A 24409-nucleotide genomic window follows, 5' to 3' on the forward strand; every position below is an offset into this window, starting at 1 on the left:
CAGCTACGGCGCTATTTCCACCGTATAAATTGGTTTCCGGGGGATTATTTTAAGAAACTGTAGATAGCCTCGTAGTTGAAGTGGTAAAAAGTCCAGTTGCTTGCTACCAGCACCACAAAAACTCCGCCATAAACCGCGAAGTCACGTAACCGTGTGCGCGTGCTGGTGACTCGGCGCAGGATGGGTGTGGGAGCGGCAGCGGGAGTATCCGACCCGTCTGGTACCTCGGCATCTGAGTGATTCGATACCTCGGTAGCATCGGTGTTTTCAGGCTCATTTGCCGTACCTGGCGTATCTGGAGCGTGGAGAGCATCTGAGGTGTCCGAGACACCGGAATCAGGACGTTTCGAAAACTCTGGCGCATTGGCAATAAAACCGTAGACATCCCCGCCCTCGACCGGAATCGTTACATAGGTCGCGTGACGCAGTACCCAGCCCGTGTAGGCTCCCAGCACCAGACCCACCAGTAAACCCCCTAGATGCGCCACCCACGCCACGTTAGGAACCAAGAAACCGATGACAAAGTTAAGCCCGATTAAAGTCCCCATTTCCGTCCAAGGCAGGCGTAGCACCTTTTGAATGGCCAGGACCATACCAAAGAAGCCAAACACCGCCCCAGATGCGCCCACCGTCGGGGTAATCCAGGCGTGGGGGTCGATAAATACAGTCAAGCACTGTGCCATGAGCGCCCCGAAGGCACTGATAGCAAAGGCAAGCGCCAGTTTCATGTGACCTATCACGGGCTCTAGTGCCCTACCGACTACCAGCAAAGCCCAGGTGTTAAACGCCAGGTGGAATGGAGTGGGTACGGAGTGCAGGAACGCAGCGGTGATGAATCGCCACGGTTCAAACAAACCCAGGAGTGGCATAAACGCGAAATGCTGGATGACTCCGGGTATAAACAGTTCGGCGACCCAGACGATGATTAAGGCAATACAAAGCCCCCAAGTCACGTAGGGCTTAGGGGCTCTTGCGGTGTGTTTCATGACTTAACAGTACCTGTAAAACCACCGACGGGTGAGGGACTGAGAGGCTTTACTCCGTAATGTCGATGGACTCAATCATGATGTCGTCCACGGGACGATCCGCGCGATCCGTTTGGGTGGCGGCAATCTGATCCACGACTGCACGAGACGCATCATCCAGGACGCGACCAAAAATCGTGTGCTTGCCGTTCAGCCAAGTGGTCGGCGCGACCGTAATGAAGAATTGGGAACCGTTGGTGCCCTGACCGCCGCGGGTGCCGGCGTTCGCCATCGCCAACAGGTAAGGTTCGGTGAAGCCCAAAGCCGGGTCGATTTCGTCGTCAAAAACGTAGCCGGGACCGCCGGTGCCGGTGCCGATGGGATCTCCGCCCTGAATCATGAAACCAGAGATGACCCGGTGAAACACTGTGCCGTTATAAAGCGGCTCAGTGGAAGTTTCCCCGGTAATCGGGTGGGTCCATTGACGCGCACCGGTAGCCAGGTCGGTGAAGTTCTTAACCGTGACCGGTGCGGATTCGGGATAAAGTTCCAGGCTGATATCGCCTGCAGAAGTGTGAATCGTTGCTTGCATGGTTCCATCTTTTCATGCGTACGGCGCGCGCGCAAAGCAATTTGAGGCAAACCTGGCACTATCAGTGCCACCACAAACTGAGGTGAACCGGAAAAAGAACCGGCTTATTTCCTGCAAAAATTCAAAATAAGGGGCAAAATAGAACCAACCGTGTCCATTCGGCTCGGTGTGAGTGAAAGAAGGATCCAATGCTGGATAACTTGTCGAAATGCATCGATATGGAATGCATGAAGCGAGCCGGGGGAGACATGGCACTGAATGCTGCTGAGGTTGCTGGCAAGGCTCGTGGAGCCGTCGGGGACTTCGGTACTAAGGTGAAGACGGACCTCCTGCCGCGAGCGCAAGCCGTAAACGAGGCAGTGTCGAGGGCGGTTGCCGGCGACGGCACTATTGCCGAAAAAGTTTCCAAAGCGAGTGAAGGAGTTAAGTCAGCTATGAACCCTAAAAAGAAGTGCCCGATTCGTCATCCCTGGTTGGCGACCATTCTGTTGACCGGAGCCGCCGCGGTGGTCGGGTTTATTTTGTACAGTCGCACCCGTCCGGTCGAGGACCCTTGGGCGGAGGAATCCTGGGAAGACATTGACGATGACGACCTGGTGGTCGTTACCGATAAGTAAAACCTTGGTTTTTGAAAACCGGTCGGGGAAACACCCGACCGGTTAATTTTTGTCTCACTTCCACCACATCAGCATGATGAAACCGACCATAATCACGCCGAATCCCACCGCGATGTTCCAGTTGCCCAGTCCTAACAGGTTGATCCCCGCGGTTTGCGCCAGGATGTAGTGCAGCACAATCCATAGCAGACCCAGACCCATGATAATCATGGCAGTTGGGGCGTACCATCGGGGGGAGCGTTTCATATCCTCAGTCCACGAGGGACGCAACTCGCTGTCAGACTTAACCACTTTCGAGGCGCGCTTGCGCTTTTTGGATTCGGGCACAACAACTCCTTGTGACAAAAGAATGCTTAACAGGTTAATGATAACTGTAAGCTAAATCCTTTGGAAATTGGTAAAATTTTGAAGTTAGTTTAACCGCGTGTCAAGGGGGTTGGAATGAGTGAACAGCGTCCCGTACCACAGCAGTTCCCGTCGCGCCGGCAGCGTCGCGCGCAGCAGGAATCGCCGGTCGCACCCCGGTCGACCCCTGCGGCATCGCGGCAGTCTCGGGGGACGCAGCCAAAACCGCCACAAGGTCCCGTAGCGTCGACCCCTGTGCCAGGTCCTTGGGCAGCGCAGCCCCCGGTGGCGTCCCCGTCTGTGGTACCGCCCCAGGTTGTTTCACAAGTGCCCACAAGTGGGGTTTCACCTGTTGGTAGCCAATCTCACGCCGAGACTTCCGGGACGGCTCGTCCCGCATCGTCTCACCCCACTCGTCCGGTACCTCCCGGTGCAGCGGGGCACACTGCCATGAATCCACCGGTTCCCGGTATGGCAAAGCCCGCGGTGCCTGGTGCGGTGAACCTGCCCGTTTCTGGGGCGACAACCCCAGCGGTTGCTGGTGGGGCAACCCCCCCGTCTCTTGCTTCAGCCCCTTCCCGACCTCCTGCTGGTCCGACACGACCGGCGACGTCCTCACTCACCCCTGGTGAGCCCCCGGCACAGCCCCTAACTTCCCCGCAGCTTCTGACTCGCCCTTCTGAAAGACCGACCGCCCCGATTGAGGACGAGACGATACCCCCGGCAAAACGCCGGCGCACCCCCGTATCGGTCCTGGTCATGAGCGGGATTGGGCAAACCATGCTGACGGTGGGCGTGGTCCTGGGGCTGTTCGTCGTGTGGCAACTGTATGTAACGACTTGGCAGGTGCAAGGTGCGACCGCGGTGGCGGTGGAATCTTTCCAAAACTCTACCGCTCACGATGCCACCGCCACGACAGAAGAACAGCGCACCGACCCGCCCCCTGACGTAACCATGCCGGCAGTGGGTCAGACTTTTGCTACCCTGCACGTGCCCCGCTGGGACTCGATGGTCATCCCCATCATGCAAGGCACGAACGAAGCGGTGTTGGATACGGGCTATGCCGGGCATTACACCGAAACGCAAGGTCCGGGTGAGCTAGGTAACTTCGCTCTGGCTGCCCACCGGCGCTCGTATGGTAATTCATTCCGTCGTGTCCACGAGCTGCAGACGGGCGACCCGCTGGTGGTCGAGACTTCCCAAGCCTGGCTGGTTTATCAGGTCACGTCAACTGAGATAGTCCTGCCGTCTCAGGGAGATGTGATTTACCCTGTACCGCATAAATCGAAAGAAACCGTCCCTCATGAACGGCTCATGACCCTGACCACCTGCCACCCGGAATACGGCAATACGCAGCGGTTCATCGTGTATTCCAAGTTTTCCTACTGGGTACCACGCACGCAAGGGCGACCATTAGCCCTCAAAGGTTTGGATGCCATGAAACAGGCAGGTCAGGGCGTTGCCCCGGAGGGTTCACAAGATGGGACTGAGGCTCCGGCGAGCGACCCGAACGCGATTGCCCCATCCGGTGATGCCAGCTCCGCGCCCGGTGCTGGCTTGGTCGGGTAGTACAGAGAGGAAACCAGGATGTACAAATGGTTGTTTGCCGTGATGCCCGGTCCGAAGTGGCTGCGCTGTATCGAGATGGCGATTCTGCTGCTGGCAGTGGTGGCAGCGTTGTTCCAGTGGGGATTCCCCTGGGCAGTCGAGACTTTTAACCTGAACCCAAACACCGTGAACTAGCGTCGTAGTCCCGGTGCGTAAACCATGACAACTTGTGAGGGAAGGAAACAGAAATGACTGACAAGACAATTTTGGTGGCAGGTGGAGCCGGATACATCGGCACGCACACGCTGATTTGCCTCTATGAGGCGGGATACCGCGCCGTCTGTGTAGACAATCTGTATAACTCCAGCGCGGAAGCTATGACGCGCGTCTCGGAAATCGTGGGCGAGACCATCCCGTTCTATCAGCAAGACGTGCGTGACCTTGACGCTCTACAGCGGGTTTTTGAGGTTCACCAGATTGACGCTGTGATTAATTTTGCGGGGCTTAAGGCCGTGGGGGAATCGGTAGCCAAGCCGGTGGAATACTACGACAATAACCTCAACGCGACCCTCTCTCTGGTGCGCGCCATGCGGGACCACGACTGTCACCTGATGATTTTTTCCTCCTCCGCAACTGTGTACGGAGCCGACGGGGTGTCCCCACTGAAAGAAACCATGCCGACCGGCACTGCCACCAACCCTTACGGCTGGTCCAAGCTGATGAACGAAATCATACTGCGCGACGTGTGTTCCGCCGACCCCGAGTTTTCTGCCGTGCTGCTGCGCTACTTTAACCCCATTGGGGCACATCCCTCCGGGCGGATTGGCGAGGATCCCAAAGGCATACCGAACAATGTCATGCCCTATATCACCCAGGTCGCTGTCGGTAAGCTCGAAAAACTGCACGTGTTCGGTGACGACTACAACACTCCGGACGGAACCGGGGTGCGCGACTACATTCACGTCATGGACCTGGGTCGCGGGCATGTGGCTGCCATCGATTACGGGCTGAAACATCGGGGGGCGAAAGCGATTAATCTGGGGACTTCCCAGGGTTATTCTGTGTTGGAATTGCTGCACGCGATGGAGCGAGCCTGCGGTAAACGAATCCCTTACGTTATTGACGGACGCCGCCCGGGAGACATTGACACGGTTTACGCCGACGCGAGTTTGGCGCGGGAACTGCTGGGCTGGGAAGCCCGCTTGAGCCTGGACGACATGTGCCGGGATTCGTGGAACTGGCAGTCACAAAATCCGAACGGTTATGCCGGTTGAGTCCGGAGTTGACGATAAACGTCTGCTGGAATCGAAGTCAGCGCCCTGCGCCCCGTGCAAAAGGCTTACTATAGCTCGTAAATCTGGGGTGTAGTTACAGACTTTGCGCCCGCTTGTGGTTTAGACTTGAAATTTAGAGAATCCCGAGGATAAACCGGGGAATCGTGAGCGGCTGATGAGGAGCGAACCATGACTGTGGCGGGCGAAAACCCCTTGGGCAGGTCTAACGGTGAGGACGGCACGACAGTCTTTACCATCGGACCGACCTGGCGGGCGGTGGGCTTTGAAATGACCACTGAACAGCGAGCCGATGAAATTCTGGCTCAGGCGGCTGACCAGTGCACCCCGGTAGCCGGAGATATGGAAAACGGGACTTTCCAGTACGCAGACCGTTCTGGAGCGGTTGCCGTCTTTGACGTGGTTGCGGAAAAAATCGCGGACATTCACCAGGATTTCAATGCTAGCGGCGCGGTTGACGCACGATGGGTCGAGATGGCAGACCGTTTCGCGTTAGTTGACATAGTTGACGCACAAGACGGGGTGGAGCGTTCCGTGGGCAAGGCTTGCGTGGCGATGCGAGACGGGTTGGGGCATGAGCCCGGACGCGCCGGAGCTGGCAAACTGGGGATTTCCGCCCTGGCACAGCGAGTCGAACTGTATGAAAATGTGGCAAGTTACGCGGCTAGCCAGACCGCAAAAATTTTCGGCGCGGCTTTGGACGGTCCACAACGAGCCCCGGAGGATACCCTGCCGACCTTTATCTCGACGGGAGCGGTGTCTGTCCTCCAACAGCAGGGTGCGCACGCTGGAGCGGTACTGTCGGGAAAAATTACTGCCGCCGAGATGCACTCCAACACGCTGACGGGACAAAATTTCTGGGTTTTGGAAGTTACCACAGGTTTCCCCGTGAGCGTGTGCGTGGCGGAAAGTGACATTCCCGGACGTCCTCGCCCCGGAATGATTGTGGCAGGAGAATTCCTAATTCTGGCTGCGGGCAAGTAGAATAGTTTCGTTCCCCGCGTGACGACATAGTCTGAACCTCCCCAGGGTCGGAAGACAGCAAGGATAAGGGCTCCCTGTCGGGTGCGCGGGGAACTTTTAATTCCGGAGGAACTCAAAATTTTTCACCACCGGGGCTCGGGTAGAGTAGAGACATGATGACTGCCCTGTACCGCCGCTACCGTCCCGACACTTTTGAAGACGTAATCGGTCAAGAACACGTAACTAAGGCGCTCCAGGCAGCTTTAGCGAATGGGCGGGTCAACCATGCTTACCTGTTCTCCGGACCGCGGGGCTGCGGCAAAACGACCAGCGCCCGGATTTTAGCCCGCTGTTTAAACTGTGCCCAGGGACCGACCGCTACCCCGTGCGGGACTTGCGATTCCTGTCGGGATTTGGCGACGGGCGGGTCGGGTTCCCTCGATGTCATCGAGATTGACGCCGCTTCACACGGCGGGGTGGATGACACGCGGGAACTGCGTGATCGGGCGGCTTATGCCCCGGCGCGTGACCGGTTTAAGATTTTCATCATTGATGAGGCACACAATGTGTCCAAGGAAGGCTTCAACGCTCTGTTAAAGCTGGTAGAGGAGCCGCCGGATCACATTAAATTCATTTTTGCCACCACGAATCCCGAAAAAGTCATTTCCACAATCCGGTCTCGCACCCATCACTATCCATTCCGGCTGGTTGCTCCGGAGGTATTGCGGGACTATATGGCGGGTTTGTGCCGTTCCGAGGGGGTCACTGCCGAGGACGGGGTGTTGGGGCTGGTGGTGCGAGCCGGCGGCGGATCCGTACGCGATTCTTTGTCCATCCTAGATCAGCTCATTGCTGGGGAGGCGGAACCGAAGCTGCACTATGACCGGGCGGTGTCCCTGCTGGGCTACACCGATTCCGGGCTGTTGGGTGGAATGGTGGACGCTTTGGTGTCCGGTTCCGGGGCTGATGCCTACACAGTAGTAGACCGAATGATTCAGACTGGGCACGAACCCAGGCGTTTCGTGGAGGACCTGCTGCAATATCTGCGCGACCTGGTGGTTATGAAGTTGGCTGGGGCGGGTGCCGGGGCAGTGTTGGGGGATTTGCCCGAGTCCGAGCTAGCGGCGATGCGTCCCCAAGTTGCGGCGCTTACCCCTCGCACTCTGACGCGCTGCGCCGAACTCGTGGATAACGGGCTTACTGAGATGGTGGGGGCTGCTTCTCCGCGTCTAGCTTTGGAACTGTTGGTGGCAAAACTGCTGTTGGCGACCTCAGATGACGCAGCGTCTACCGCTGCCGAGGGTGCGACATCGACCGTGAGGGTGGCAGCGAAGGCTACCGAGTCGGGCGCTCGGGACAGCGAGCCGGTTCTTCCTCCGGCGGCGCCCATGTACGCTCAGACCCCCCCACAGGGGGCTCCCACCAGTGCCGTTGCGGGCTCGGCTGGTCCTGTCGCACGTCCAGACCGTTCTGCACCTCCAGACCGTTCTGTGCCCCAACCAGCGCCAGTTTCTACAACACAGCGCGAGGCGGGACCGGTTTCGCAAGCCGCGCAAACTAAGGCACCCCGTGAGGAAAAGTGGGAGTTTAAGCCGACCCCGTGGGACATTCCCGGTGAAAACTCGAATCGGACGGAAAGCCTAACCTCGAGCGTTCAGTCGGTCCAAAAGTCTGTCCCGCGTGATACCCAGACGGAGCCGCCCACCCCGGCTTCTGCCCCCGCAGGGGTCCCTGCCGCCCCTGCCCAGACTTCTGCACCTGTTCATGTCGCTGCCTCTGCCCAGAGTGAGCGACCTGCCCAGCCCGGCACAGGCAGAGACGGAGACTATGAAAAAATCCGTTCCAACTGGGGCAAAATCATGGCTCGTTTGAAACAAAATCACGCCGCGACCGGGAACCTGTTGGAAACTCACGGTCAGTTGCAGGGAATGCGCGGGTCGACAGTAGAAATCGCTTTCCCGAACCCTGGATTGGTACGGGCGTTTGGGGAACGCCACACTTCTGCCCTGGCTGCGGTCATTCAGGGATTTACTGGACTTCATGTAGAAGTGCGCGGTGTAGTGGCCGGTTTCGGGGCGCCCGCTGCTGCGCCGATAGCTCCATCAGAGTCGCATGCAGCCCCACCGGAACATTCTGCCCCACCAGAGGATTTTTCCCTGCCACCTGATCCGGCAGATTTTGAGCCAGAAATGTCGCCGGACTGGCACGAACCTCCTGCCCAGCCGCAGTCTCGACCTGCCGAACCCACGACTGCGCCCACAGCTCCACCGGAACCGCTCGCTTCTGCCGTGCTCGATGAGCCGGCTCCTGCTGCGCCTGAAACTCCTGCCCCGGTTCTGTCAGAACCGCCTGCCCCGGTTGTTCCCTCAGAGGAACCCACAGAACCCACACCTGTAACTGCGCCGTCCGCCCCGGACTCACGCGAATCTAGTGAACCGCGTCAACAGGATGACCCGCAGGATTCCAAGGAAATGAAACCAGGTATCCAGACTGCCCAAGCCATGCTGGGCGGTACCATCATCAATCCGAAGCTGGTGCCGGGTTCCTCGTCTGCAAAGGCAGGCTGGTAATGAACCAAATTTTCACAGAGGCTCTGCAAGATCTCATTGATGCGTTGGGGAAAATGCCGGGTGTGGGACCAAAATCTGCCCAACGCATCGCATTTTGGGTCCTCAGTGCCGATGAAGCCGACATCAAGAGACTGACCGAGGCGCTGACCAGCGTTAAGGAAAAGGTTCACTTTTGCGAGGTTTGCGGCAATATCACCGAACATCCGGTATGCGCGATTTGCCAGGATTCACGCCGGGATCAGTCCCTCATCTGCGTGGTCGAACAAGCCACTGACATTGTTTCCTTGGAGCGCACCCGGATGTATCGCGGTCTGTATCACGTCCTGGGCGGTGCCCTGGATCCCATCAATGGGATTGGACCTGATCAACTGCGAATCGCCGGGTTGATGACACGTCTGCAGGACTCTGCCATTAAGGAAGTCATCATCGCCACTGACCCCAATACGGAAGGCGAAGCGACCGCGGCTTACTTGGCACGAATGCTCGCTACCATCGGAATCCCCGCTTCGCGCCTGGCTTCTGGGTTACCGGTGGGTGGCGACCTGGAATATGCCGACGAAGTAACGCTGGGACGCGCCCTGGAAGGTCGACGCCGTTTGTAAAGTGCCCAGCGCATCCCGAACTGTTGGCGAAACTTCTTTGCCGGATTGATTTCCCAAACCACGTGTGGGCAGGACTCCGAATTATGGCTGGTCAGCAATTTCACCAGTTTCAAGCAAATCGCTATAATCTAACAGTTAGCAGTAAAGGTGCCGCGGCCCTCAACTGCCGCGCGTCGGCTTAAGAGAGGTGTTCATGGCCCTGGTTGTGCAGAAGTACGGTGGCTCCTCCGTATCGGATGCGGAGGCCATGCGGCGCGTTGCCAAGCGTATTGTTGCCACCAAACGGGCAGGTCACAAGGTTGTGGTAGTAGTTTCCGCAATGGGAGACACGACCGATGACCTGCTGGATTTGGCTGCATCCATCACTGATAAAGCTCCCCAGCGGGAGATGGATATGCTGCTGTCCGCCGGAGAACGAATTTCCATGTCTCTCTTAGCGATGGCGGTGAATGAACTCGGTGAAACTGCTATCTCCTACACAGGTCAGCAAGCCGGCGTGCAAACCGACAATCACTATGGCAAGGCTCATATCGTCTCGATGGTGCCGGAACGGGTAGCTCGCTCTATTCAAGATGGCTACATTGCGATTGTGGCAGGTTTCCAAGGCGTAAACGAACGTAAAGACGTGACCACTCTGGGTCGTGGCGGTTCAGACACGACAGCAGTGGCGTTAGCCGCGTCCCTTCATGCTGACGTGTGTGAAATCTATACCGATGTGGATGGTATGTTCACGGCGGATCCGCGTCTCGTCCCCAAGGCGAAGCAAATTGCAGCAACGACTTTTGAAGAAACCCTGGAAATGGCTGCCCACGGCGCTAAAATCCTGCATCTTCGGGCTGTTGAATTTGCGCGACGTTATCACGTGCCTCTCCATGTGCGTTCGTCCTTTTCGGACAAATCAGGCACCTGGATCTCCGATGGACCGGCTCATCCCGAGCTAAAAGGCTTGGTGCCTGACAGTGCTTTGACATTTGATCCAGAAGCCCAGCTCATGAAGGAGACCCCAGTGGAAGAACCGCTCATTTCCGGCCTCGCTCACGATCGCAGCGAGGATAAGATCACTTTGGTGGGAGTGCCCGACGAACCGGGTCGAGCCGCTCACATCTTTGAGATTATTGCGCAAGCTGGCGCCAACATCGACATGATTGTGCAAAACGTGTCGACGGTGCAGCCAGGCGCTACTGACTTAACAATCACACTGCCCCATGCCGATGCTGCGGACACAGTAAAGGCGTTAGAGGGCGCTAAAGAGGAAGGAGGTTTCTTAAAGGTCGTCCACACCGGCAACGTGGGAAAGTTGTCGCTCGTGGGCGCCGGAATGCGAACCAATCCGGGTGTTTCTGCAAAACTTTTTGGAACTCTTTCCAAAGCGGGAATCAACATTGACATGATTTCCACTTCGGAAATCCGCTTGAGCGTCTTGGTTAGTGAAGACCAGCTGGACGAAGCCGTGCGCGCGGTTCACACTGCGTTCGGTCTGGATGCGGAACAAGTTGAGGCCGTAGTCTATGGAGGTACGGGACGATGAGTAAGAATGATCTTTGTGTATCCGTAGTCGGTGCGACCGGTCAGGTCGGTCGGGTCATGCGGACCTTGCTCAGTGAGCGGAAGTTTCCTGCCACCCGTTTCCGTTTCTTTTCCTCAGCCCGTTCGGCAGGTACCGTGGTTGACTTCCAAGGACAGCGGGTAGTGGTGGAGGACACCGCGACTGCGGATTTCTCCGGGGTGGACCTCGCTATCTTTAGCGCTGGTGCCGCTGCTTCGCGAGAATTCGCCCCGAAATTTGTACAGGCTGGAGCTGTCGTGGTTGACAATTCTAGCGCCTGGCGCAAAGACCTAGAATGCCCCCTAGTCGTCAGTGAGGTCAATCCTCAAGACTTGAAAAATCGCCCGAAAGGTATCATCGCTAACCCGAACTGCACCACGATGGCAGCTATGCCTCCGCTGAAGGTGCTACACGACATAGCAGGGTTAACCCGGTTGACAATTTCTAGCTATCAGGCAGTGTCGGGATCGGGGCTGAAGGGTGTACGTGAACTGGAACACATGGTCGAAGCCGTGGGGGATGTTTCCAACCTGGATAAACTCGTCCTCAACGGCAGGGCGATAGACTGGCCTACTCCAGAAACCTACGTGGCTCCCATCGGATTCAACGTGGTGCCTATGGCTGGCAAGTACGCTGATGACGGTAGTCTCGAGACCGATGAGGAGCAAAAGCTGCGCAACGAGTCGCGCCGTATCCTGGGGATACCGGACCTGCGTGTCTCGGGCACCTGCGTGCGTGTCCCCGTCTTGACCTCCCATACCCTCACCATCCATGCCGAATTCGCCCAGCCGATTACGGTTGCACAGGCTAAGCAGGCTTTAGACGGCGCTCCCGGAGTAATGCTGCAAGATGTGCCGACCCCGCTGGACGCGGCTGGTATCGACCCGTCGCTGGTCGGTCGCATCCGTCAAGATCAGGCGGTGCCTGATAATCGCGGTCTAATCATGGTGGTTTGTGGAGATAACCTTCGCAAGGGCGCCGCTCTCAATGCGGTGCAGCTGGCGGAACTGGTCGCTGCCGACCTCTAAACAACCTAATTTACTTGGTTTAATCGGCCTGGAGCCATCCCTCTCTGTGTTAGACTCGTTGCGGAAAGGAGCACTGACTCATGGCAGTAAATATTGTCACTCAGGAAAACATGGCTCAGGCTATGAGTGAGAATGACATTGTGGTGCTCGAATTCTGGGCTCCGTGGTGCAGTCCGTGTCGCCTTTTTACCCCAGTTTTTGAACAGGCTTCTCTGCGTAACCAAGACGTTTACTTCGGTACCGTCAACACTGAGGAACAAAAACCGCTGGTTAGCGCAGCGGGTATTGTTTCCATCCCGACCCTGATGATTTTCCGTCAGTCTATTCTGGTGTTTCGGGAGGCTGGTCTGCTCCAAGGCACTCAGTTGGATGAACTGCTTCACCAAGTCCGGAATCTGGATATGGCGCAGGTAGCAGCTGGTCAAGGAGCCGCGCAATAACCTCGGTTTCGCACTCCGCACTTTTCCCCATATTGGCGCGGGGCAGCGCAGACTTATTTACACAGCGCTAAATCGTGCCAGAAATCTCCGTAAGGGCTTACTTATCCCACTGTGAAGGGACGTATTTGCCTTTTCCGAAGCGTGCCGCCATATCGCTGCCAACCACGATACCGTCGCCCGCGGAGGTGTTCCAGCACACCACCCGGTTACCGGTCTTGCTAGCTTGACAGGCAAAAGTGCCGTTGGTCACAGACTCATTGGCGCTTAAAGTCCCCTCCGTAGCGGTATCTATAGGCTCGATACACGAAAACTCGTGTCCACGACTGTGAGAGGCGTAAAGCACATCGCTGTATCCCGTATTCGGAGCTTGCGTCGAACAGTAGTAAGGGTCTGTAGAGTTGGCGAAACACTGCACTTGCGACCTGCCAAAAATACAGCGAACATTGCCGTCAGCAGTGGTGAAACTGTTGAGTTTCTTGGCATTAGCTGGGGCAGCCAGCGGATTGGTGGGAGTGGGCGAAGGTGTGGGTGAGGCGCTAGCACTGGCGTGGGCGCTGTCATCTGGCACCACCCGTCGGATCGTTTCGCCAGGCTTGGCGCCGGGGACTTCAATAGTCTTGGTCGGACCGGTGTACCCTTCCGGCAAGCCGTTCTGTGTCAACTCTTGGGGAGTGGCAGTCACGCTAGGAGTGGGCTCAGCCGCTTGCGCACTACTCATCGAAACGGGCTTGTGAGCATTGTTGGTTAACCCCCAGACCACCAGCACGATGACAACCAGCCAGATTAATAATCCGAGGATCATAAATAGCCAAAAATGGTTGAACCGACCGCTGGTAGTTTTATCAGAGCTCGAGAGCCGATTACAGAGTTTTGTGGTTGTGGAATACTTCGCAGCCGCGGGAGATGACAAATCCGGGACAAAGTTCGCTGCGACAGCCTGGTTCGCCTGATTAACCCGGTTCATGGCAGCCATTTCTGCTGCTGCCGCGGCGGCTGCAGACGATTCATCTCGATGTAACTCTAGTTCACCTGGAGAAAGCTCAGGCTCTTCAGAAGAGGGGAAATCTGGGGTTTGGAATGGTTGCGGTTCCTCAGAAAGTGGCAGTGCGGCAGGCTGAGAATCCGGAGTGTCGGGCGAGACTGATGATTCTGATACCTCTGCAATTGAGGAAATACACGCTGTCGCGTAGTTTTCCAGTTCACCTCGTTGCTCAAGCTCAGCACGTTTCGCTAAAGCATCATCGACTTGCGTATCCTGCAGTTCTGCTAGCCAATCCAACAGGTCGGGATAGGTCGAGGGATTCAAAGCTAGCAAGGGGCATAACTCGGGAGATTCTTGGGCGATAGTCTGCAAGCGAGCGAGCGGAGTATCGGGGTTGATAGCTTCGAGTTGTTCCTGAGTTAAATCTTCCATGGGCACCGATTCTGACTTCGAAAACGCAAATTACCTCACATCATATCTATACGCATAGCATTTTCCAAGGTAACGTTAAGGTTTGTCCATGCAAACTGTGTAATTGCTGTACATGAGATTGACAAACTGCGTGAAAGCTACATTAATCTACTGGGATGCGACGCCATGCGGTGCACAATTACAACGAGGATTACGTATATATATGCAGTATTCATCATCCCGCGGAATAATTCATAGACCGTCGGTTCCGACTGTTTCAGACCGTACCAATCTGGGGACCTGCTGACGCGATGAGAGAGGATGAGACTGGCACTACGCCACGATTTCGAGTCTCTAATATCCCTCCCCGCACTTCCGGGTTAGACTAGGGGCAGTTCGTTTTGGCGCGAGAGGTGAGTGATGGTGGGTAATACGCAAAGACCCGTTCCGTGGCAGGGACCTACTCCCAACCAGGCACGTCCCCATCCTCAGAATCCTCCCGCGAGACAAATCGACAACAAAGCTCGTCGCCGCTGGACCATCGCGATTATTGTGGCAGGCGTCATTTTGGTGGCGCTTGTCATCGGTTTGGTCATGATGTGGATGATGGGAGGTGGTTCCCAAGGTGCACGTTCGGCTTGCACGAAGGCGAGTCAAGATTTAACTAAACAGTACACTTCGCTGCAACAGGTAGTGTCCGATGCGGAAAACACCTTGGCTACGGTAGACTCCACTCAGGTCAAAGACCCCAAGATGCTCGACGACATGCAGGCGAAAGTTCAACAGGCCAGTAAAGAAATCAAGCCTCTGAAATGCTCCGGCAAGGACGTCGCCAAAAAAACCTCCACCATGATGGCTCAGACTGACGCGTTGAAAAAGCTGCAAACTGAGCTGGAGGCGGTGCTGCGCAAAGTTCAGGGAACGGAGAATCTCAGTAGCCTGAAAGTGGCGCAAAAAGCCTTGGAAGATAAGATTGCCCAGGCAGAAAAGCTGGCGCAGACCGCTGCGGATCTAGGAGCCAATACCGAGCCCAGAGCGTCCCTGGCAGCACAAATTGAGGACGCGAAACGCCTTTTGGACCAGGTTAACTCCCTGTCCACCGTGCCCGATGACAAAGTCAATAGTCTCAACGAATCAATGCGGGCCTCTGCGGATCGGCTGGATGAGGACATCACCGCGGTCACGAAAGCTATAGATGACAAACGCTTGGAACAGGCGCAGAAAGAATCCGAAGAACAAATGCTCCTTCAACAGCAGCAGATGGAGCAGGAACGGCGCGCCCAGCAAAGCAGTGCGACCTGCGAGGTTGGACAGACGACCGTTGATGCCGACGGAAACAAATTCTTGTGCCGCAACGTCTTGGACCCCACTACCGGAAGAGGTCAAGCCACCTGGGTCTTAGAACCCACGGAACAACCGCAGCCCGGCAACTAAGACCGGAAACCTCCGGTCAGCGCAATTCATTACGTGGCGGGTGTTTCCGGAGCTCGGGAAGGCTCTGCCGGGGCGCTGGGCGTATCAGTCGGAGTTTCGGGCTTGGGCGTGGGTTCCTTCGGAGCAATCGCCACCACCGCGGTCATGGACGTATCCAACCCGACCAACTGACCGGCCTTGTCCAAAGACAATACGGTACCCGGCTCAACTGTAGAATCTTCCTTTTCGGCAATCGTCAAACGCACCCGGTTCGCGTTCGCAAACTTTTGCAGGGCATCCTTGGTGCTCCCCACGAGGTCTTGGGGAATCCGGAAGTTGCCGGAGGCCACTTCCAGGTCAACCGAGTCACCTTGCTTAACCGCTTCGCCCTCGGCAGGGTTGGATTTAATGACTTTGTCTTTGTCTACCGTGCCGGAATCAACGGTCGTAATGTTGCCGATCTCCAAGCCTTCGGCCTCCAAAGCCTTCCGCGCCTGTTCCTGAGTCAGCCCTGCTAGAGAGGGCACACTGGCATCACCAGGACCGGTAGACAGCGAGACAAACACCTTGGAACCTTTGGCAACTTTCGTCCCTACTGCCGGATCGGATTTAACAAAAATACCTTCGGGAATGTCCTCGGAACTGACCCCGCGCCCCAACCGGAACACCAGTCCTGCATCGGTAATGGCCGCAGAGGCTTCTTCCTGATTCATGCCGTCCAACGAGGGAATCTCAACCATTTCGTCGTTGGGCTTGTCTTGGTTGAAAACCAGCCAATATCCGAGACCTAGAGCTGCCAAAATCGCCAGCAGCACGATGACAATAATCAGTGCTTTCTTGCGGGACTTAGCACGTTTATCCTGGGTCGGGTCGGTGGCGTCCAAAGTTTGGGTGGGCTGGTTTTGTCCCGCAGGAGCCATGGCGCTGGTCCGAGGGGCTCCATAACCCGCATAGCCCTGATTTACGGGCGGCAAGACAGTGGTAGCGCCGGTGGCATCACCTGCCAACGGAGCCGTCCAAGTTGCGGTAGCGGGAGCCGCCACATTTCCGCCGTGCAGAGAAGCCTGCAGGTCAGCACGCATATGAGCCGCGTCGGGATAGCGATCTTCACGATTTTTTGCCAACGCTTTCATCACCACGCGGTCCAGAGACTCTGGAATGTCCGGGGCAATCGAGGAGGGCAGCGGCGGCAGCTGGGAAACATGCTGGAACGCAACCGCCACAGCCGAATCACCTTTAAACGGGGGCTGACCAGTCAGCAGCTCAAACAGCAAACACCCCGCGGAATAAAGGTCGGAACGGGCATCAACCTGCTCGCCACGAGCCTGTTCGGGAGAAAGATATTGAGCGGTTCCCACCACCGCATCGGTTTGCGTCATGGTGGCTTGGGAGTCGGACAAGGCACGAGCAATCCCAAAGTCCATCACCTTAATCTTTCCGGTCGTGGTAATCATCACGTTGCCGGGCTTAATATCGCGGTGCACCAGGTTTTGATGGTGAGCATATTCCAGCGCGTCCAAGACCCCGGACACGATTTCGACCGCTTCTTCCAGCGGAACCGGATTCCCGTCCGTCAACAGCTCTCGCACCGTGTGACCTTCCACGTACTCCATGACGATGTAAGGCACTTTAATCTCTACGCCATCCGAAGCGGTGATAGTTTCTTCACCCGTGTCATAGACAGCCACGATAGAAGGATGGTTCAGGTTCGCCGCCGACTGGGCTTCGCGACGGAAACGTGCCTGAAAGACGGGGTCGCGCGCCAAATCTTGACGCAAAATCTTAATCGCTACAATCCGGTTCAGGCGCGTGTCATTGCCGATATGGACCTCTGCCATACCGCCGCGTCCGATGAGCTGGTTAATTACGTAGCGCCCGCCGATAATCCGGTCAGACTGACTCAAGGTTTTCCTCCTCCACTGGCGAGCTGGCTGGGGCTCCGACCGCAGTCACGGTCAAACCCGATTCAAGGTTACCGGTTGAGGCCCCGGTACGCAGGGTAGTTGCCAGCCCAAAAATCAACGCTATCAACACCACCGCGGTGATGACTAATGCAACAATAAGTTTTTGTTTCGATCCCGTCTGCGGTTGGGGCAGTGGTTTGGCTTCCAGGTAACGCATCATTTCCTCGTGACGTTCGGGAGGAATCACCTGAGAACCCACCGGAATGGCTGCCGGTTGTCCCGGTTTTACGCGATGAAAAGCGGGTCGCAAGGGCGGTGCGGACATCTCCGGGGCAGGCGAGTCGGATGGAGCCTGGCGCGAGGCTGCCGCGGGGGTCGCATGGGGTTTATTTGGGACCGCACGAGGGGACTGCGGTGCCTGGTCTGTTAGCTTCGGATCGACCGGTGCCACAGTTGATTTTGCGGGCGTTACCGGGGCAGGGGACGCCACCGGTTTACGCGCGGAGACTGACGCCACAGATTCCGCGGGGTGGACCGATTCGACGGGTCTGTCCGTGGACTGAGAGTCTGACGAGGTATCTTCCGGGGTGCTGTCGATCTGCGTCACGGGCATCTGGGCGGTCGGGGGAGCATCTGCCAGGCTGCGTGAAAAACTCATGCGCGGGGTAAACGACAGCGGCACCGTGCCGTGCCACAGCGCCTGAATCGACTCAGCCAGCTGTTTCGCCGATTGGGGGCGTAGCCGCGGGTCTTTCTCTAACATCTGGTAAATCAACGCTGCTACTTGGGAGTTTACAGAATCCGGAAGGGGAGGAACCGGGTCTTTCACGTGTGACATCGCGATGTCGACCTGAGTGGGACCAGTGAACGGGCGTTTTCCAGCCAAGGCTTCGTAGGCAATGACCCCCAGTGCATAAATATCACCCAAGGCAGTCGCGGTTTCCCCCATCGCCTGTTCGGGAGGCAGATACTGCGCGGTACCCATCACCATTCCTGCCGCGGTCAGGGCCTCAGCACGCGGTGCCAACGAAATTCCGAAGTCTGTCAGTTTCGCCACGCCCTTATCAGAAACCAAGATATTTGAAGGCTTCACATCGCGGTGTATGACGTGTCCCTCGTGAGAAGCCTCTAGACCGTGAGCAATTTGGATGAGGATGGGGGCGAGCTGTTCCCAAGATAGAATTTGACCGCCTGCCAAAATATCTGACAGGGGACGACCCTCCACCAGCTCCATCACAATCCAGCCCTGACCGTCAGTTTCCCCCCAATCAAAAACGGCGGCAAGGTTGGGGTGATGCAGCCGGGCAGCGTTGGTGGCTTCGGCGCGTAAACGTGCCAGGAAGGTCTCCTGTCCGATGAGTTCCTCCTTTAACACCTTGACCGCAACGACGTTTTGGCTGCGCTTGTCCCAACCGCGCCAAATCACCCCCATTCCGCCGGTTGCCAGGACGGACACCAGGCGATAACGGTCGTTGAGCACGGTATTTGCCCCAATCATTGGCTCACTCCTGCCTGCAAAATGCTGCGCGCCAGCGGTGCCGCTACCGTTCCGCCGGTACCGCGCACGCCCTGCGGGTCCTCCACCACAACCGCTACGGCAATACGCGGGTCTTGTGCGGGGGCAAACCCCACAAACCAATGATCCAGACCACGCCCTACTCCCGTTTCGGCGGTTCCGGTCTTACCCGCCACGTCAAGTCCGGGAATGCTGGCAGCTTTGCCGGTTCCAGATTGCACCACGTCAACCATCATCTGGCGGATGCTAGCGGCAATTTCCGGTGACATTGCCCGACTGAATTCCTGTGGAGTGTACTGCTTGAGAACCTGGAAATCGGAGGACATTTCCTGATTAATCAGGTAGGGCGTCATGATTTTTCCGTCATTGGCGACCGCGCTCGCCACCATTGCCATCTGTAGGGGAGTCACCCGCACGGACTGCTGACCAATCGCAGCGTTCGCCAGGAAAGACGGCGCGTCCGGGGGTGGAAATTGGGAAGCTACCCCGGTCAGAGGCACGTTCGGGACGGTGCCGAAACCAAAGGCTTTGGCTTGTGCCTGCAGGGGCTGTCCGCCCAACTGCATTCCCAATGCCGCAAACGGGGTGTTACAGGACATCGCAAAGGCTTTTCGGAAGGGTACTTTCCCATTTCCGCAAGACTCACCGGCATAGTTGGTGAGCTTGACATTGGTACCCGGTAAATCCAGCGTATCGGGGGCATCCACCACCGTGTCCGCATCTACTGCGCCATGAGACATCAGAGCAGCAGCAGTCACAATCTTGAATGTCGAACCCGGGGGATAAAGTTCACTAATCGCGCGATTTAACAGGGGTTTTTGAGGGTCGGCGAGCAGGGCGTTATACGTATTTTGCAGCGCGGTGCCGTCAGTACCGCTCAAAGCATTGGGATCAAAAGCGGGGGAGGATGCCATTCCCAGGATTTCTCCCGTTCTCGGGTTCAACGCCACCGCGGCACCGGTCTTTCCGGATAGCGCTGCTACCATCGCGTCCTGGACCGCGGGTTTGAGGGTTAGGGAGACATTTCCAGCCTGTGGCTGAGCACCGGTAAACAGGTCTTGTAAGCGTTGCATCCATTGGGAATCCGCTTTGCCTGACAAAACCGGTTCAGTGACCTTTTCCAAATCCGTCATTTGACCGCGAATTGCTGCTGGGAAATATCCGGTAATGTGGGCATATTTTGCACCCTGAGGATAATTTCGGGTGTAGGTCACGTCCGGCGGAGAACCGACGGGCAGCGACTGAGCCAGGACCAGGGCACCGTCGCCGGTCACGATTTTGCCCCGCTCCTGGTTCCAGTAGGCGTCGGTAACCCGACGGTTCAGGGGGTCTGCGTTCAAGGTCGGAGCGAAGATGAACTGTTGATACGTTAACGCCCCCATCAAAGCCACAATCATGACAATCAGGGCAACCGCTAAACGGCGAATTTGTGCGTTCATTGGGGCATCACCACCCTTTCGGTGGCGGCGTAATCAAGGGGTTCCCCGGCATCACCGGCTGATCCCCCGGACGTCAACCTAAAACCATTAGCTCCATTGGAATGAACTGGTCGACGTGCCGAATCAGAAATGCGCAGCAGCAGAGCCACCGCTAACCAGTTGGCGACACAAGAAACGCCTCCTGCAGCGAGGAACGGGGCGGTCAGACCGGTGGAGGGAATCAGTCGGGTCACGCCTCCTGCCACGATAAACAGCTGTGCTCCAATGCCGAAAGCTAGAGCGGTGGCCAGCAGTTTCCCAAAACCGTCACGTACCCCCATTGCAGCGCGCAATCCGCGCAGCACCAGGATCAGGTACAGCAACATCACTGCCAACATGCCGGTCAGTCCGATTTCTTCAGCGATAGAGGACACAATGAAATCCGAATTCGCCAAGGGAGTTTGACCAGGTCTACCCAAACCCCAACCGGTCCCGGTCAAACCTCCGTAAGCCATGCCGAACAGGGCGTTGACCAGCTGCCACGAACCGCCAATCCGGTCCGGGCTGGCGACATTCGGGTCCAGGGCGTGTAGCCAGTTTGTCACCCGTTCTTGCACGTGAGTAAAGGACAGGTAAGCCATGACTGCCATCGGTATCATCAACACGACACCAAAAATGATCCAGGAGGGTCTATCCGTAGCGACATAAAGTACGGCGACAAAGATGGCGAACAGCAGCAGCGCGACCCCCAGGTCCTTTTGCAGCACCAAGAGACCCATTACCGCTGCCCACACCACCAGAATCGGCAAGAGGTCACGCCATCGAGGCAGTTGCAGGAACCCGACCTTTTTTCCGGCAATAGCCAGGGAATCCCGACGATATTCCAGATAGCCGGCAAAGAAAATTGCCAGCAAAATCTTGGCAAATTCGTTGGGTTGAAGCGTGAGTCCCAAAATTCGTAGGGAAATATCGGCACCGTTGACGGTTTGACCCAGTCCCGGAATCTTGGTGGAAAGCATCAGTAAAACAGCGACAATCAACGCCGGCCAGGCGAATTTTCGCAGGCTGCGATGATCCCTGAAAGCCAGCAGGGTCAGAATGACCACCACGAGGGAACCAATCATGAAAACGACCTGGCGTTCATTGTTGACCTGGGTCAGCATGGCGTTGCGGATCGCGTTGGAACCGGTGGTGTCAGCGCGGTGCTGATAGTACAGGTCCAGGCGGGAAATCATTGCCAGACCAATTCCGTTTATGGCTAAAGCTACCGGCATGATGACCGGGTCAGCGTAGGGCGCCAAAAATCGTATCGCCACGTGCGCTACGATTCCTCCCCCAGCGATAGCGGCGCAATACCAGTACCACACCTGGGGAGCTTCCGGGTGGGAGACCATGATTGAGAGGTAGCCTCCGACTCCAATCGCGATTGCCAGGATGAGCAACACCAGCTCAGAGCGACGTCCGGATCTGGCAGGATACTGCACAATGGTAGCCATTACTGGTTACCTCCAGCAGTATTTCCGTCATCATCCGTTGACGTGGTTGCCTCTGTTGGTGGTGTTGTCGGGTTCGGGTTCACAAGTTTCCGTGTGGGCTTTTTCGCTCCCTTAATCATGCCGGTGTCTCGCCAAGACGCGATTAGCGCACGGGCTTCCTCACGACTACGCAGGGAAATGCTCTTTTCCAGGCGCTGCTGGATGACCGGTGCCAAATCGGAATTGCGTACTCCCAGACCTTCGACAGGGTGATACAAATCCCACGTGCCGATGGACTGATTAATCCCCCTAAACAGGGTAACTTCGCCGTGATTCACACCGAGAAAGTATTGTGTTTGAGTCCAGCCATAGGAAAACCAAGCACCGAACCCCAAACCTGCCAGAATCACCAGCGTCAAAAATATGCCGATGAACCAGCCCCGCCGGGTCATCTTGCGGGGATCTTTCGGGGTGCGAGTGGCAAATTCGTCCTGCTCCAAAGGCTTCCCCCGGCGTAGCATCGCGGCTTTCTCAGCGGGAGTGGCTTCACTGATACTGGCTCCGGCAGGGCGAATTGAGGCTGCTCCGACGATTTGCGGAGCGGTGGCAGTCAGTTCCTCATCAGAATCCACCACGTCGGCAATCACGCAGGTCACATTGTCAGGAGCGCCACTTTTGAGTGCCAAACCGACCAGTTCTTCGCAGCAGCTTTCAGGCGTTTCTCCTTCCGCGAGAACGGTAGAGATAGTTTCTGCGGAAACGACCCCGCTCAGCCCGTCTGAACACAGCAACCAGCGATCCCCCACCACTGCTGCACGCACGGACTCGTCCAGAGTCACGTCACCTTCTGAATCCCCCAAAACTCGCAACAAAACGGAACGTTTCGGGTGGTGTGCCGCCTCCTCCGGCGTCAGCTCGCCCGATTCCACCAGGTACTGTACAAAAGAATGATCTTTCGTCACCTGGGTCAACTCGCCATCCCGCAACAGATAGGCTCGAGAGTCACCCACGTGAACCATTGCCATCTTGTTGCCCGAACGTAAAATCGCCACACAAGTGGTGCCCAGTCCCTGTAACTCCTCGTGACTGCCAGACAGTTCCACCAAATCTCGGTGAGCTTCTCCAATGGCATCACGCAGCAAATTCAACAAGTCATCAGCAGCGTGGGAATCCGCATCCAGCGGTGCCAAATGCGCCACTGCCACCGAGGAAGCAATGTCACCCCCAGCGGGACCACCCATTCCGTCAGCCAGCACCAACAGATGCGGTCCGGCATAACCGGAATCCTGATTGTTTTTCCGAACCAAACCGACGTGTGAACGAGCCGCATACCGCAATTGGATTGACATCAGCGCAGCTCCACTATGGTTTGTCCGAAGCGAACCGGAGTGTGTGCGCTGAGCGGGGTGGGAGAAGTAATCCGTACTCCTCCCACGACAGTTCCGTTGGTGGAGCCCAAATCCTCTACAAACCACTGACCGTCTTGCGGATAAATCCGGGCGTGTTGAGCCGAAGCGTAGTCATCATCCAGCACCAAAGTCGAAGTGGGGGCGCGTCCCACGATGACCGGTCTATCGGTGAGCTGCAAGGAAGACCCGGTCAGAGGACCTTCGGTGACCAAAAGCGTCGAGACAGCGGCATCACGTTTCCTTGGTTTACGACCTTTTGCAGGCTTCGAGGATTTGGCTTGGTCGCGGCGCGTGACCACCGTACCGTAGATGTCACGACTCAAAACCAGGATAGAACCGCCCACCAAGAGCCACAGTAAAGCCAAGTATCCCAGGCGCAGTAAAGAAAAACTCAGTTCATTCAACGGCTCGCCCCTAGTCTCACGATTCTCGCGGTGAGGCGGCTTGTCGCCAGAAAATCATTTTGACCCGACCTGCCGTCACTACGTTGCGATCCAAGAGAGTTGCCTCGTTGACGCGGTTGCCCTCTACAAAAGTTCCATTCGTGGAGCCCAAATCGCGTAGCACGTAGTTAGTGCCGACCTGGACGATTTCAAAATGTTGATGGGACACTCCAGAATCGTTCAATGTGATGTCCACATTGTGTCCCCGTCCCACCACAGTACGTTCTCCCACCAGCAGGTAGGTTTGTCCCCCTACTACTTCCAACAACGGCTTTTGCTCATGCCTCGCCAAAAGTTCGGATTCCGCAGGATTGGTTGTGTCACTGAGGTGTGCTGGGGCAGCAGGAGCAGCGGATTCCAGTGGTTTCCACGCCAAGTCCTCTCTGGCGGGCGCTTGCGTTGGTGCGGGGCGCGGCTCGAGATTGGCAGAGGAGGGTGGTACTGCTGACTGAGCTGGCGTTCCTGGTTCCATGCTGGAGACTGGACGTGCCCCGGAGACGGAACGAGCCCTGACTTCCAAGCGACGCTGTTCCGGATTCAGCGGGGTAAATTCGACATACACCGAACCGGTCAAAGAGTAATTCTGCTCAGTGGCGTAAGCGTTGGCGTCGCGCACAAATTCTTGCAACAAGGCTTCTTTACCCCACTGTTCAAAGGCGGCATCAGTTTCTGGGGTGAGGGAAATCTCAAAATAATTAGGTGCCACTGTGCGTTCGCGAGACATCGGGGTAGCGCCTCGATCCATGGCTTGGCGGATGGCCTGAGTCACGTCTATAGGTTTGTCCGTACCGGAACGTTGCAGTTTGGATTTCACGCGGTCAAAGAACTCCAAAACCCCCTCCTTCCTCAGGGACGCCAACAGTTAAGACAGTCTGGGGCAATTCTAATGGCAGAACCAGTGTAATTCGTTATTGAACCATCGGACCAGGA

At 56.7% G+C, this 24409-nt stretch carries 22 protein-coding genes and 1 other RNA gene; 12 read left to right on the forward strand and 11 right to left on the reverse strand.

The window, feature by feature from the left end; genetic code table 11:
• Positions 1-44: 44 nt before the first annotated feature.
• Positions 45-986 (reverse strand): rhomboid family intramembrane serine protease, encoded by a 942-nt coding sequence (locus HMPREF0574_RS06045; RefSeq protein WP_004007834.1) that lies wholly within the window; start codon positions 984-986, stop codon positions 45-47.
• A gap of 49 nt (positions 987-1035) precedes the next feature.
• A complete protein-coding gene (locus tag HMPREF0574_RS06050) occupies positions 1036-1557 on the reverse strand; it encodes a peptidylprolyl isomerase (protein WP_004007835.1) in 522 nt (173 codons plus the stop codon).
• A 188-nt stretch (positions 1558-1745) separates the two neighbouring features.
• On the opposite strand from HMPREF0574_RS06050, the gene HMPREF0574_RS06055 reads away from it, so the two are divergent.
• The gene (locus tag HMPREF0574_RS06055; protein ID WP_004007837.1) at positions 1746-2174 is read left to right on the forward strand and encodes a hypothetical protein; all 429 of its coding nucleotides are present in this window, start codon (positions 1746-1748) and stop codon (positions 2172-2174) included.
• 54 nt (positions 2175-2228) lie between these two features.
• On the opposite strand, the gene HMPREF0574_RS06060 is transcribed toward HMPREF0574_RS06055, so the two are convergent.
• Positions 2229-2501, reverse strand: a complete 273-nt coding sequence (locus tag HMPREF0574_RS06060) for a cell division protein CrgA (protein ID WP_004007838.1) — start codon at positions 2499-2501, stop codon at positions 2229-2231.
• Between the two features lie 114 nt (positions 2502-2615).
• Between HMPREF0574_RS06060 and HMPREF0574_RS06065 the strand changes: the two genes are divergently transcribed.
• The 10 genes from HMPREF0574_RS06065 (at position 2616) to HMPREF0574_RS06105 (ending at position 12508) form a co-directional block, all read left to right on the forward strand.
• Entirely contained in the window at positions 2616-4088 is a 1473-nt protein-coding gene (locus HMPREF0574_RS06065) for a class E sortase (protein ID WP_236585962.1), read from the forward strand.
• Between the two features lie 18 nt (positions 4089-4106).
• Positions 4107-4262: a hypothetical protein gene (locus HMPREF0574_RS09665; protein ID WP_004007840.1), complete on the forward strand. Its 156-nt coding sequence runs from the start codon at positions 4107-4109 to the stop codon at positions 4260-4262.
• Positions 4263-4315: 53 nt separating this feature from the next.
• Positions 4316-5341: a UDP-glucose 4-epimerase GalE gene (galE, locus tag HMPREF0574_RS06075; RefSeq protein WP_004007841.1), complete on the forward strand. Its 1026-nt coding sequence runs from the start codon at positions 4316-4318 to the stop codon at positions 5339-5341.
• Between the two features lie 189 nt (positions 5342-5530).
• Positions 5531-6343, forward strand: a complete 813-nt coding sequence (locus HMPREF0574_RS06080; protein ID WP_004007843.1) for a hypothetical protein — start codon at positions 5531-5533, stop codon at positions 6341-6343.
• Between the two features lie 6 nt (positions 6344-6349).
• An RNA gene (gene ffs, locus HMPREF0574_RS09295) (signal recognition particle sRNA small type) lies at positions 6350-6443 on the forward strand.
• A 52-nt stretch (positions 6444-6495) separates the two neighbouring features.
• Positions 6496-8892, forward strand: coding sequence for a DNA polymerase III subunit gamma and tau (locus tag HMPREF0574_RS06085; protein WP_004007844.1), 2397 nt, complete (start codon positions 6496-6498; stop codon positions 8890-8892).
• Positions 8892-9494 (forward strand): recombination mediator RecR, encoded by a 603-nt coding sequence (gene recR / locus HMPREF0574_RS06090; RefSeq protein ID WP_004007845.1) that lies wholly within the window; start codon positions 8892-8894, stop codon positions 9492-9494. Before HMPREF0574_RS06085 ends, recR begins: the two co-directional genes overlap by 1 nt.
• A gap of 193 nt (positions 9495-9687) precedes the next feature.
• A complete protein-coding gene (locus HMPREF0574_RS06095) occupies positions 9688-11022 on the forward strand; it encodes an aspartate kinase (protein ID WP_004007846.1) in 1335 nt (444 codons plus the stop codon).
• A complete protein-coding gene (locus HMPREF0574_RS06100; RefSeq protein WP_004007847.1) occupies positions 11019-12068 on the forward strand; it encodes an aspartate-semialdehyde dehydrogenase in 1050 nt (349 codons plus the stop codon). Before HMPREF0574_RS06095 ends, HMPREF0574_RS06100 begins: the two co-directional genes overlap by 4 nt.
• 80 nt (positions 12069-12148) lie before the next feature.
• Positions 12149-12508, forward strand: coding sequence for a thioredoxin domain-containing protein (locus HMPREF0574_RS06105; protein WP_004007848.1), 360 nt, complete (start codon positions 12149-12151; stop codon positions 12506-12508).
• A gap of 97 nt (positions 12509-12605) precedes the next feature.
• Here the strand turns inward: HMPREF0574_RS06105 and HMPREF0574_RS06110 are convergent, their stop codons facing one another.
• Positions 12606-13922, reverse strand: a complete 1317-nt coding sequence (locus HMPREF0574_RS06110) for a variant leucine-rich repeat-containing protein (RefSeq protein WP_004007849.1) — start codon at positions 13920-13922, stop codon at positions 12606-12608.
• A 399-nt stretch (positions 13923-14321) separates the two neighbouring features.
• Here HMPREF0574_RS06110 and HMPREF0574_RS06115 point away from each other — a divergent pair, with 399 nt between their 5' ends.
• Complete coding sequence (locus HMPREF0574_RS06115; protein WP_004007850.1) at positions 14322-15335, forward strand: hypothetical protein; 1014 nt, start codon at positions 14322-14324, stop codon at positions 15333-15335.
• Between the two features lie 29 nt (positions 15336-15364).
• Here HMPREF0574_RS06115 and pknB read toward each other — a convergent pair whose 3' ends face one another.
• The 7 genes from pknB to HMPREF0574_RS06150 are packed head-to-tail and all read right to left on the reverse strand — an operon-like array spanning position 15365 to position 24311.
• Positions 15365-17218: a Stk1 family PASTA domain-containing Ser/Thr kinase gene (pknB, locus tag HMPREF0574_RS06120; RefSeq protein ID WP_004007851.1), complete on the reverse strand. Its 1854-nt coding sequence runs from the start codon at positions 17216-17218 to the stop codon at positions 15365-15367.
• On the reverse strand, positions 17205-18716 hold the full coding sequence (locus HMPREF0574_RS06125; protein WP_004007852.1) for a serine/threonine-protein kinase: 1512 nt from the start codon (positions 18714-18716) through the stop codon (positions 17205-17207). Before HMPREF0574_RS06125 ends, pknB begins: the two co-directional genes overlap by 14 nt.
• Positions 18713-20173, reverse strand: a complete 1461-nt coding sequence (locus tag HMPREF0574_RS06130; protein WP_004007853.1) for a peptidoglycan D,D-transpeptidase FtsI family protein — start codon at positions 20171-20173, stop codon at positions 18713-18715. The genes HMPREF0574_RS06125 and HMPREF0574_RS06130 overlap by 4 nt, the downstream gene beginning before the upstream one ends.
• Positions 20170-21648 (reverse strand): FtsW/RodA/SpoVE family cell cycle protein, encoded by a 1479-nt coding sequence (locus tag HMPREF0574_RS06135; protein ID WP_004007854.1) that lies wholly within the window; start codon positions 21646-21648, stop codon positions 20170-20172. Before HMPREF0574_RS06135 ends, HMPREF0574_RS06130 begins: the two co-directional genes overlap by 4 nt.
• On the reverse strand, positions 21648-22976 hold the full coding sequence (locus tag HMPREF0574_RS06140; protein WP_004007855.1) for a PP2C family protein-serine/threonine phosphatase: 1329 nt from the start codon (positions 22974-22976) through the stop codon (positions 21648-21650). The genes HMPREF0574_RS06135 and HMPREF0574_RS06140 overlap by 1 nt, the downstream gene beginning before the upstream one ends.
• On the reverse strand, positions 22976-23440 hold the full coding sequence (locus tag HMPREF0574_RS06145; RefSeq protein ID WP_004007856.1) for an FHA domain-containing protein FhaB/FipA: 465 nt from the start codon (positions 23438-23440) through the stop codon (positions 22976-22978). The genes HMPREF0574_RS06140 and HMPREF0574_RS06145 overlap by 1 nt, the downstream gene beginning before the upstream one ends.
• Positions 23441-23456: 16 nt before the next feature.
• On the reverse strand, positions 23457-24311 hold the full coding sequence (locus HMPREF0574_RS06150) for an FhaA domain-containing protein (RefSeq protein ID WP_004007857.1): 855 nt from the start codon (positions 24309-24311) through the stop codon (positions 23457-23459).
• Between the last annotated feature and the right edge of the window lie 98 nt (positions 24312-24409).

Source organism: Mobiluncus curtisii subsp. curtisii ATCC 35241 (genome assembly GCF_000146285.1).
In the GTDB taxonomy this organism is placed as follows: domain Bacteria; phylum Actinomycetota; class Actinomycetes; order Actinomycetales; family Actinomycetaceae; genus Mobiluncus; species Mobiluncus curtisii.

Excerpts from the sequence above, each read along its gene's own strand:
- HMPREF0574_RS06045 (WP_004007834.1), bottom strand. The coding sequence starts at position 986 with ATGAAACACACCGCAAGAGCCCCTAAGCCCTACGTGACTTGGGGGCTT.
- HMPREF0574_RS06050 (WP_004007835.1), bottom strand. The coding sequence starts at position 1,557 with ATGCAAGCAACGATTCACACTTCTGCAGGCGATATCAGCCTGGAACTT.
- HMPREF0574_RS06055 (WP_004007837.1), top strand. The coding sequence starts at position 1,746 with ATGCTGGATAACTTGTCGAAATGCATCGATATGGAATGCATGAAGCGA.
- HMPREF0574_RS06065 (WP_236585962.1), top strand. The coding sequence starts at position 2,616 with ATGAGTGAACAGCGTCCCGTACCACAGCAGTTCCCGTCGCGCCGGCAG.
- HMPREF0574_RS09665 (WP_004007840.1), top strand. The coding sequence starts at position 4,107 with ATGTACAAATGGTTGTTTGCCGTGATGCCCGGTCCGAAGTGGCTGCGC.
- galE (WP_004007841.1), top strand. The coding sequence starts at position 4,316 with ATGACTGACAAGACAATTTTGGTGGCAGGTGGAGCCGGATACATCGGC.
- HMPREF0574_RS06080 (WP_004007843.1), top strand. The coding sequence starts at position 5,531 with ATGACTGTGGCGGGCGAAAACCCCTTGGGCAGGTCTAACGGTGAGGAC.
- HMPREF0574_RS06085 (WP_004007844.1), top strand. The coding sequence starts at position 6,496 with ATGATGACTGCCCTGTACCGCCGCTACCGTCCCGACACTTTTGAAGAC.
- recR (WP_004007845.1), top strand. The coding sequence starts at position 8,892 with ATGAACCAAATTTTCACAGAGGCTCTGCAAGATCTCATTGATGCGTTG.
- HMPREF0574_RS06095 (WP_004007846.1), top strand. The coding sequence starts at position 9,688 with ATGGCCCTGGTTGTGCAGAAGTACGGTGGCTCCTCCGTATCGGATGCG.
- HMPREF0574_RS06100 (WP_004007847.1), top strand. The coding sequence starts at position 11,019 with ATGAGTAAGAATGATCTTTGTGTATCCGTAGTCGGTGCGACCGGTCAG.
- HMPREF0574_RS06105 (WP_004007848.1), top strand. The coding sequence starts at position 12,149 with ATGGCAGTAAATATTGTCACTCAGGAAAACATGGCTCAGGCTATGAGT.
- HMPREF0574_RS06110 (WP_004007849.1), bottom strand. The coding sequence starts at position 13,922 with ATGGAAGATTTAACTCAGGAACAACTCGAAGCTATCAACCCCGATACT.
- HMPREF0574_RS06115 (WP_004007850.1), top strand. The coding sequence starts at position 14,322 with ATGGTGGGTAATACGCAAAGACCCGTTCCGTGGCAGGGACCTACTCCC.
- HMPREF0574_RS06125 (WP_004007852.1), bottom strand. The coding sequence starts at position 18,716 with ATGATTGGGGCAAATACCGTGCTCAACGACCGTTATCGCCTGGTGTCC.
- HMPREF0574_RS06130 (WP_004007853.1), bottom strand. The coding sequence starts at position 20,173 with ATGAACGCACAAATTCGCCGTTTAGCGGTTGCCCTGATTGTCATGATT.
- HMPREF0574_RS06135 (WP_004007854.1), bottom strand. The coding sequence starts at position 21,648 with ATGGCTACCATTGTGCAGTATCCTGCCAGATCCGGACGTCGCTCTGAG.
- HMPREF0574_RS06140 (WP_004007855.1), bottom strand. The coding sequence starts at position 22,976 with ATGTCAATCCAATTGCGGTATGCGGCTCGTTCACACGTCGGTTTGGTT.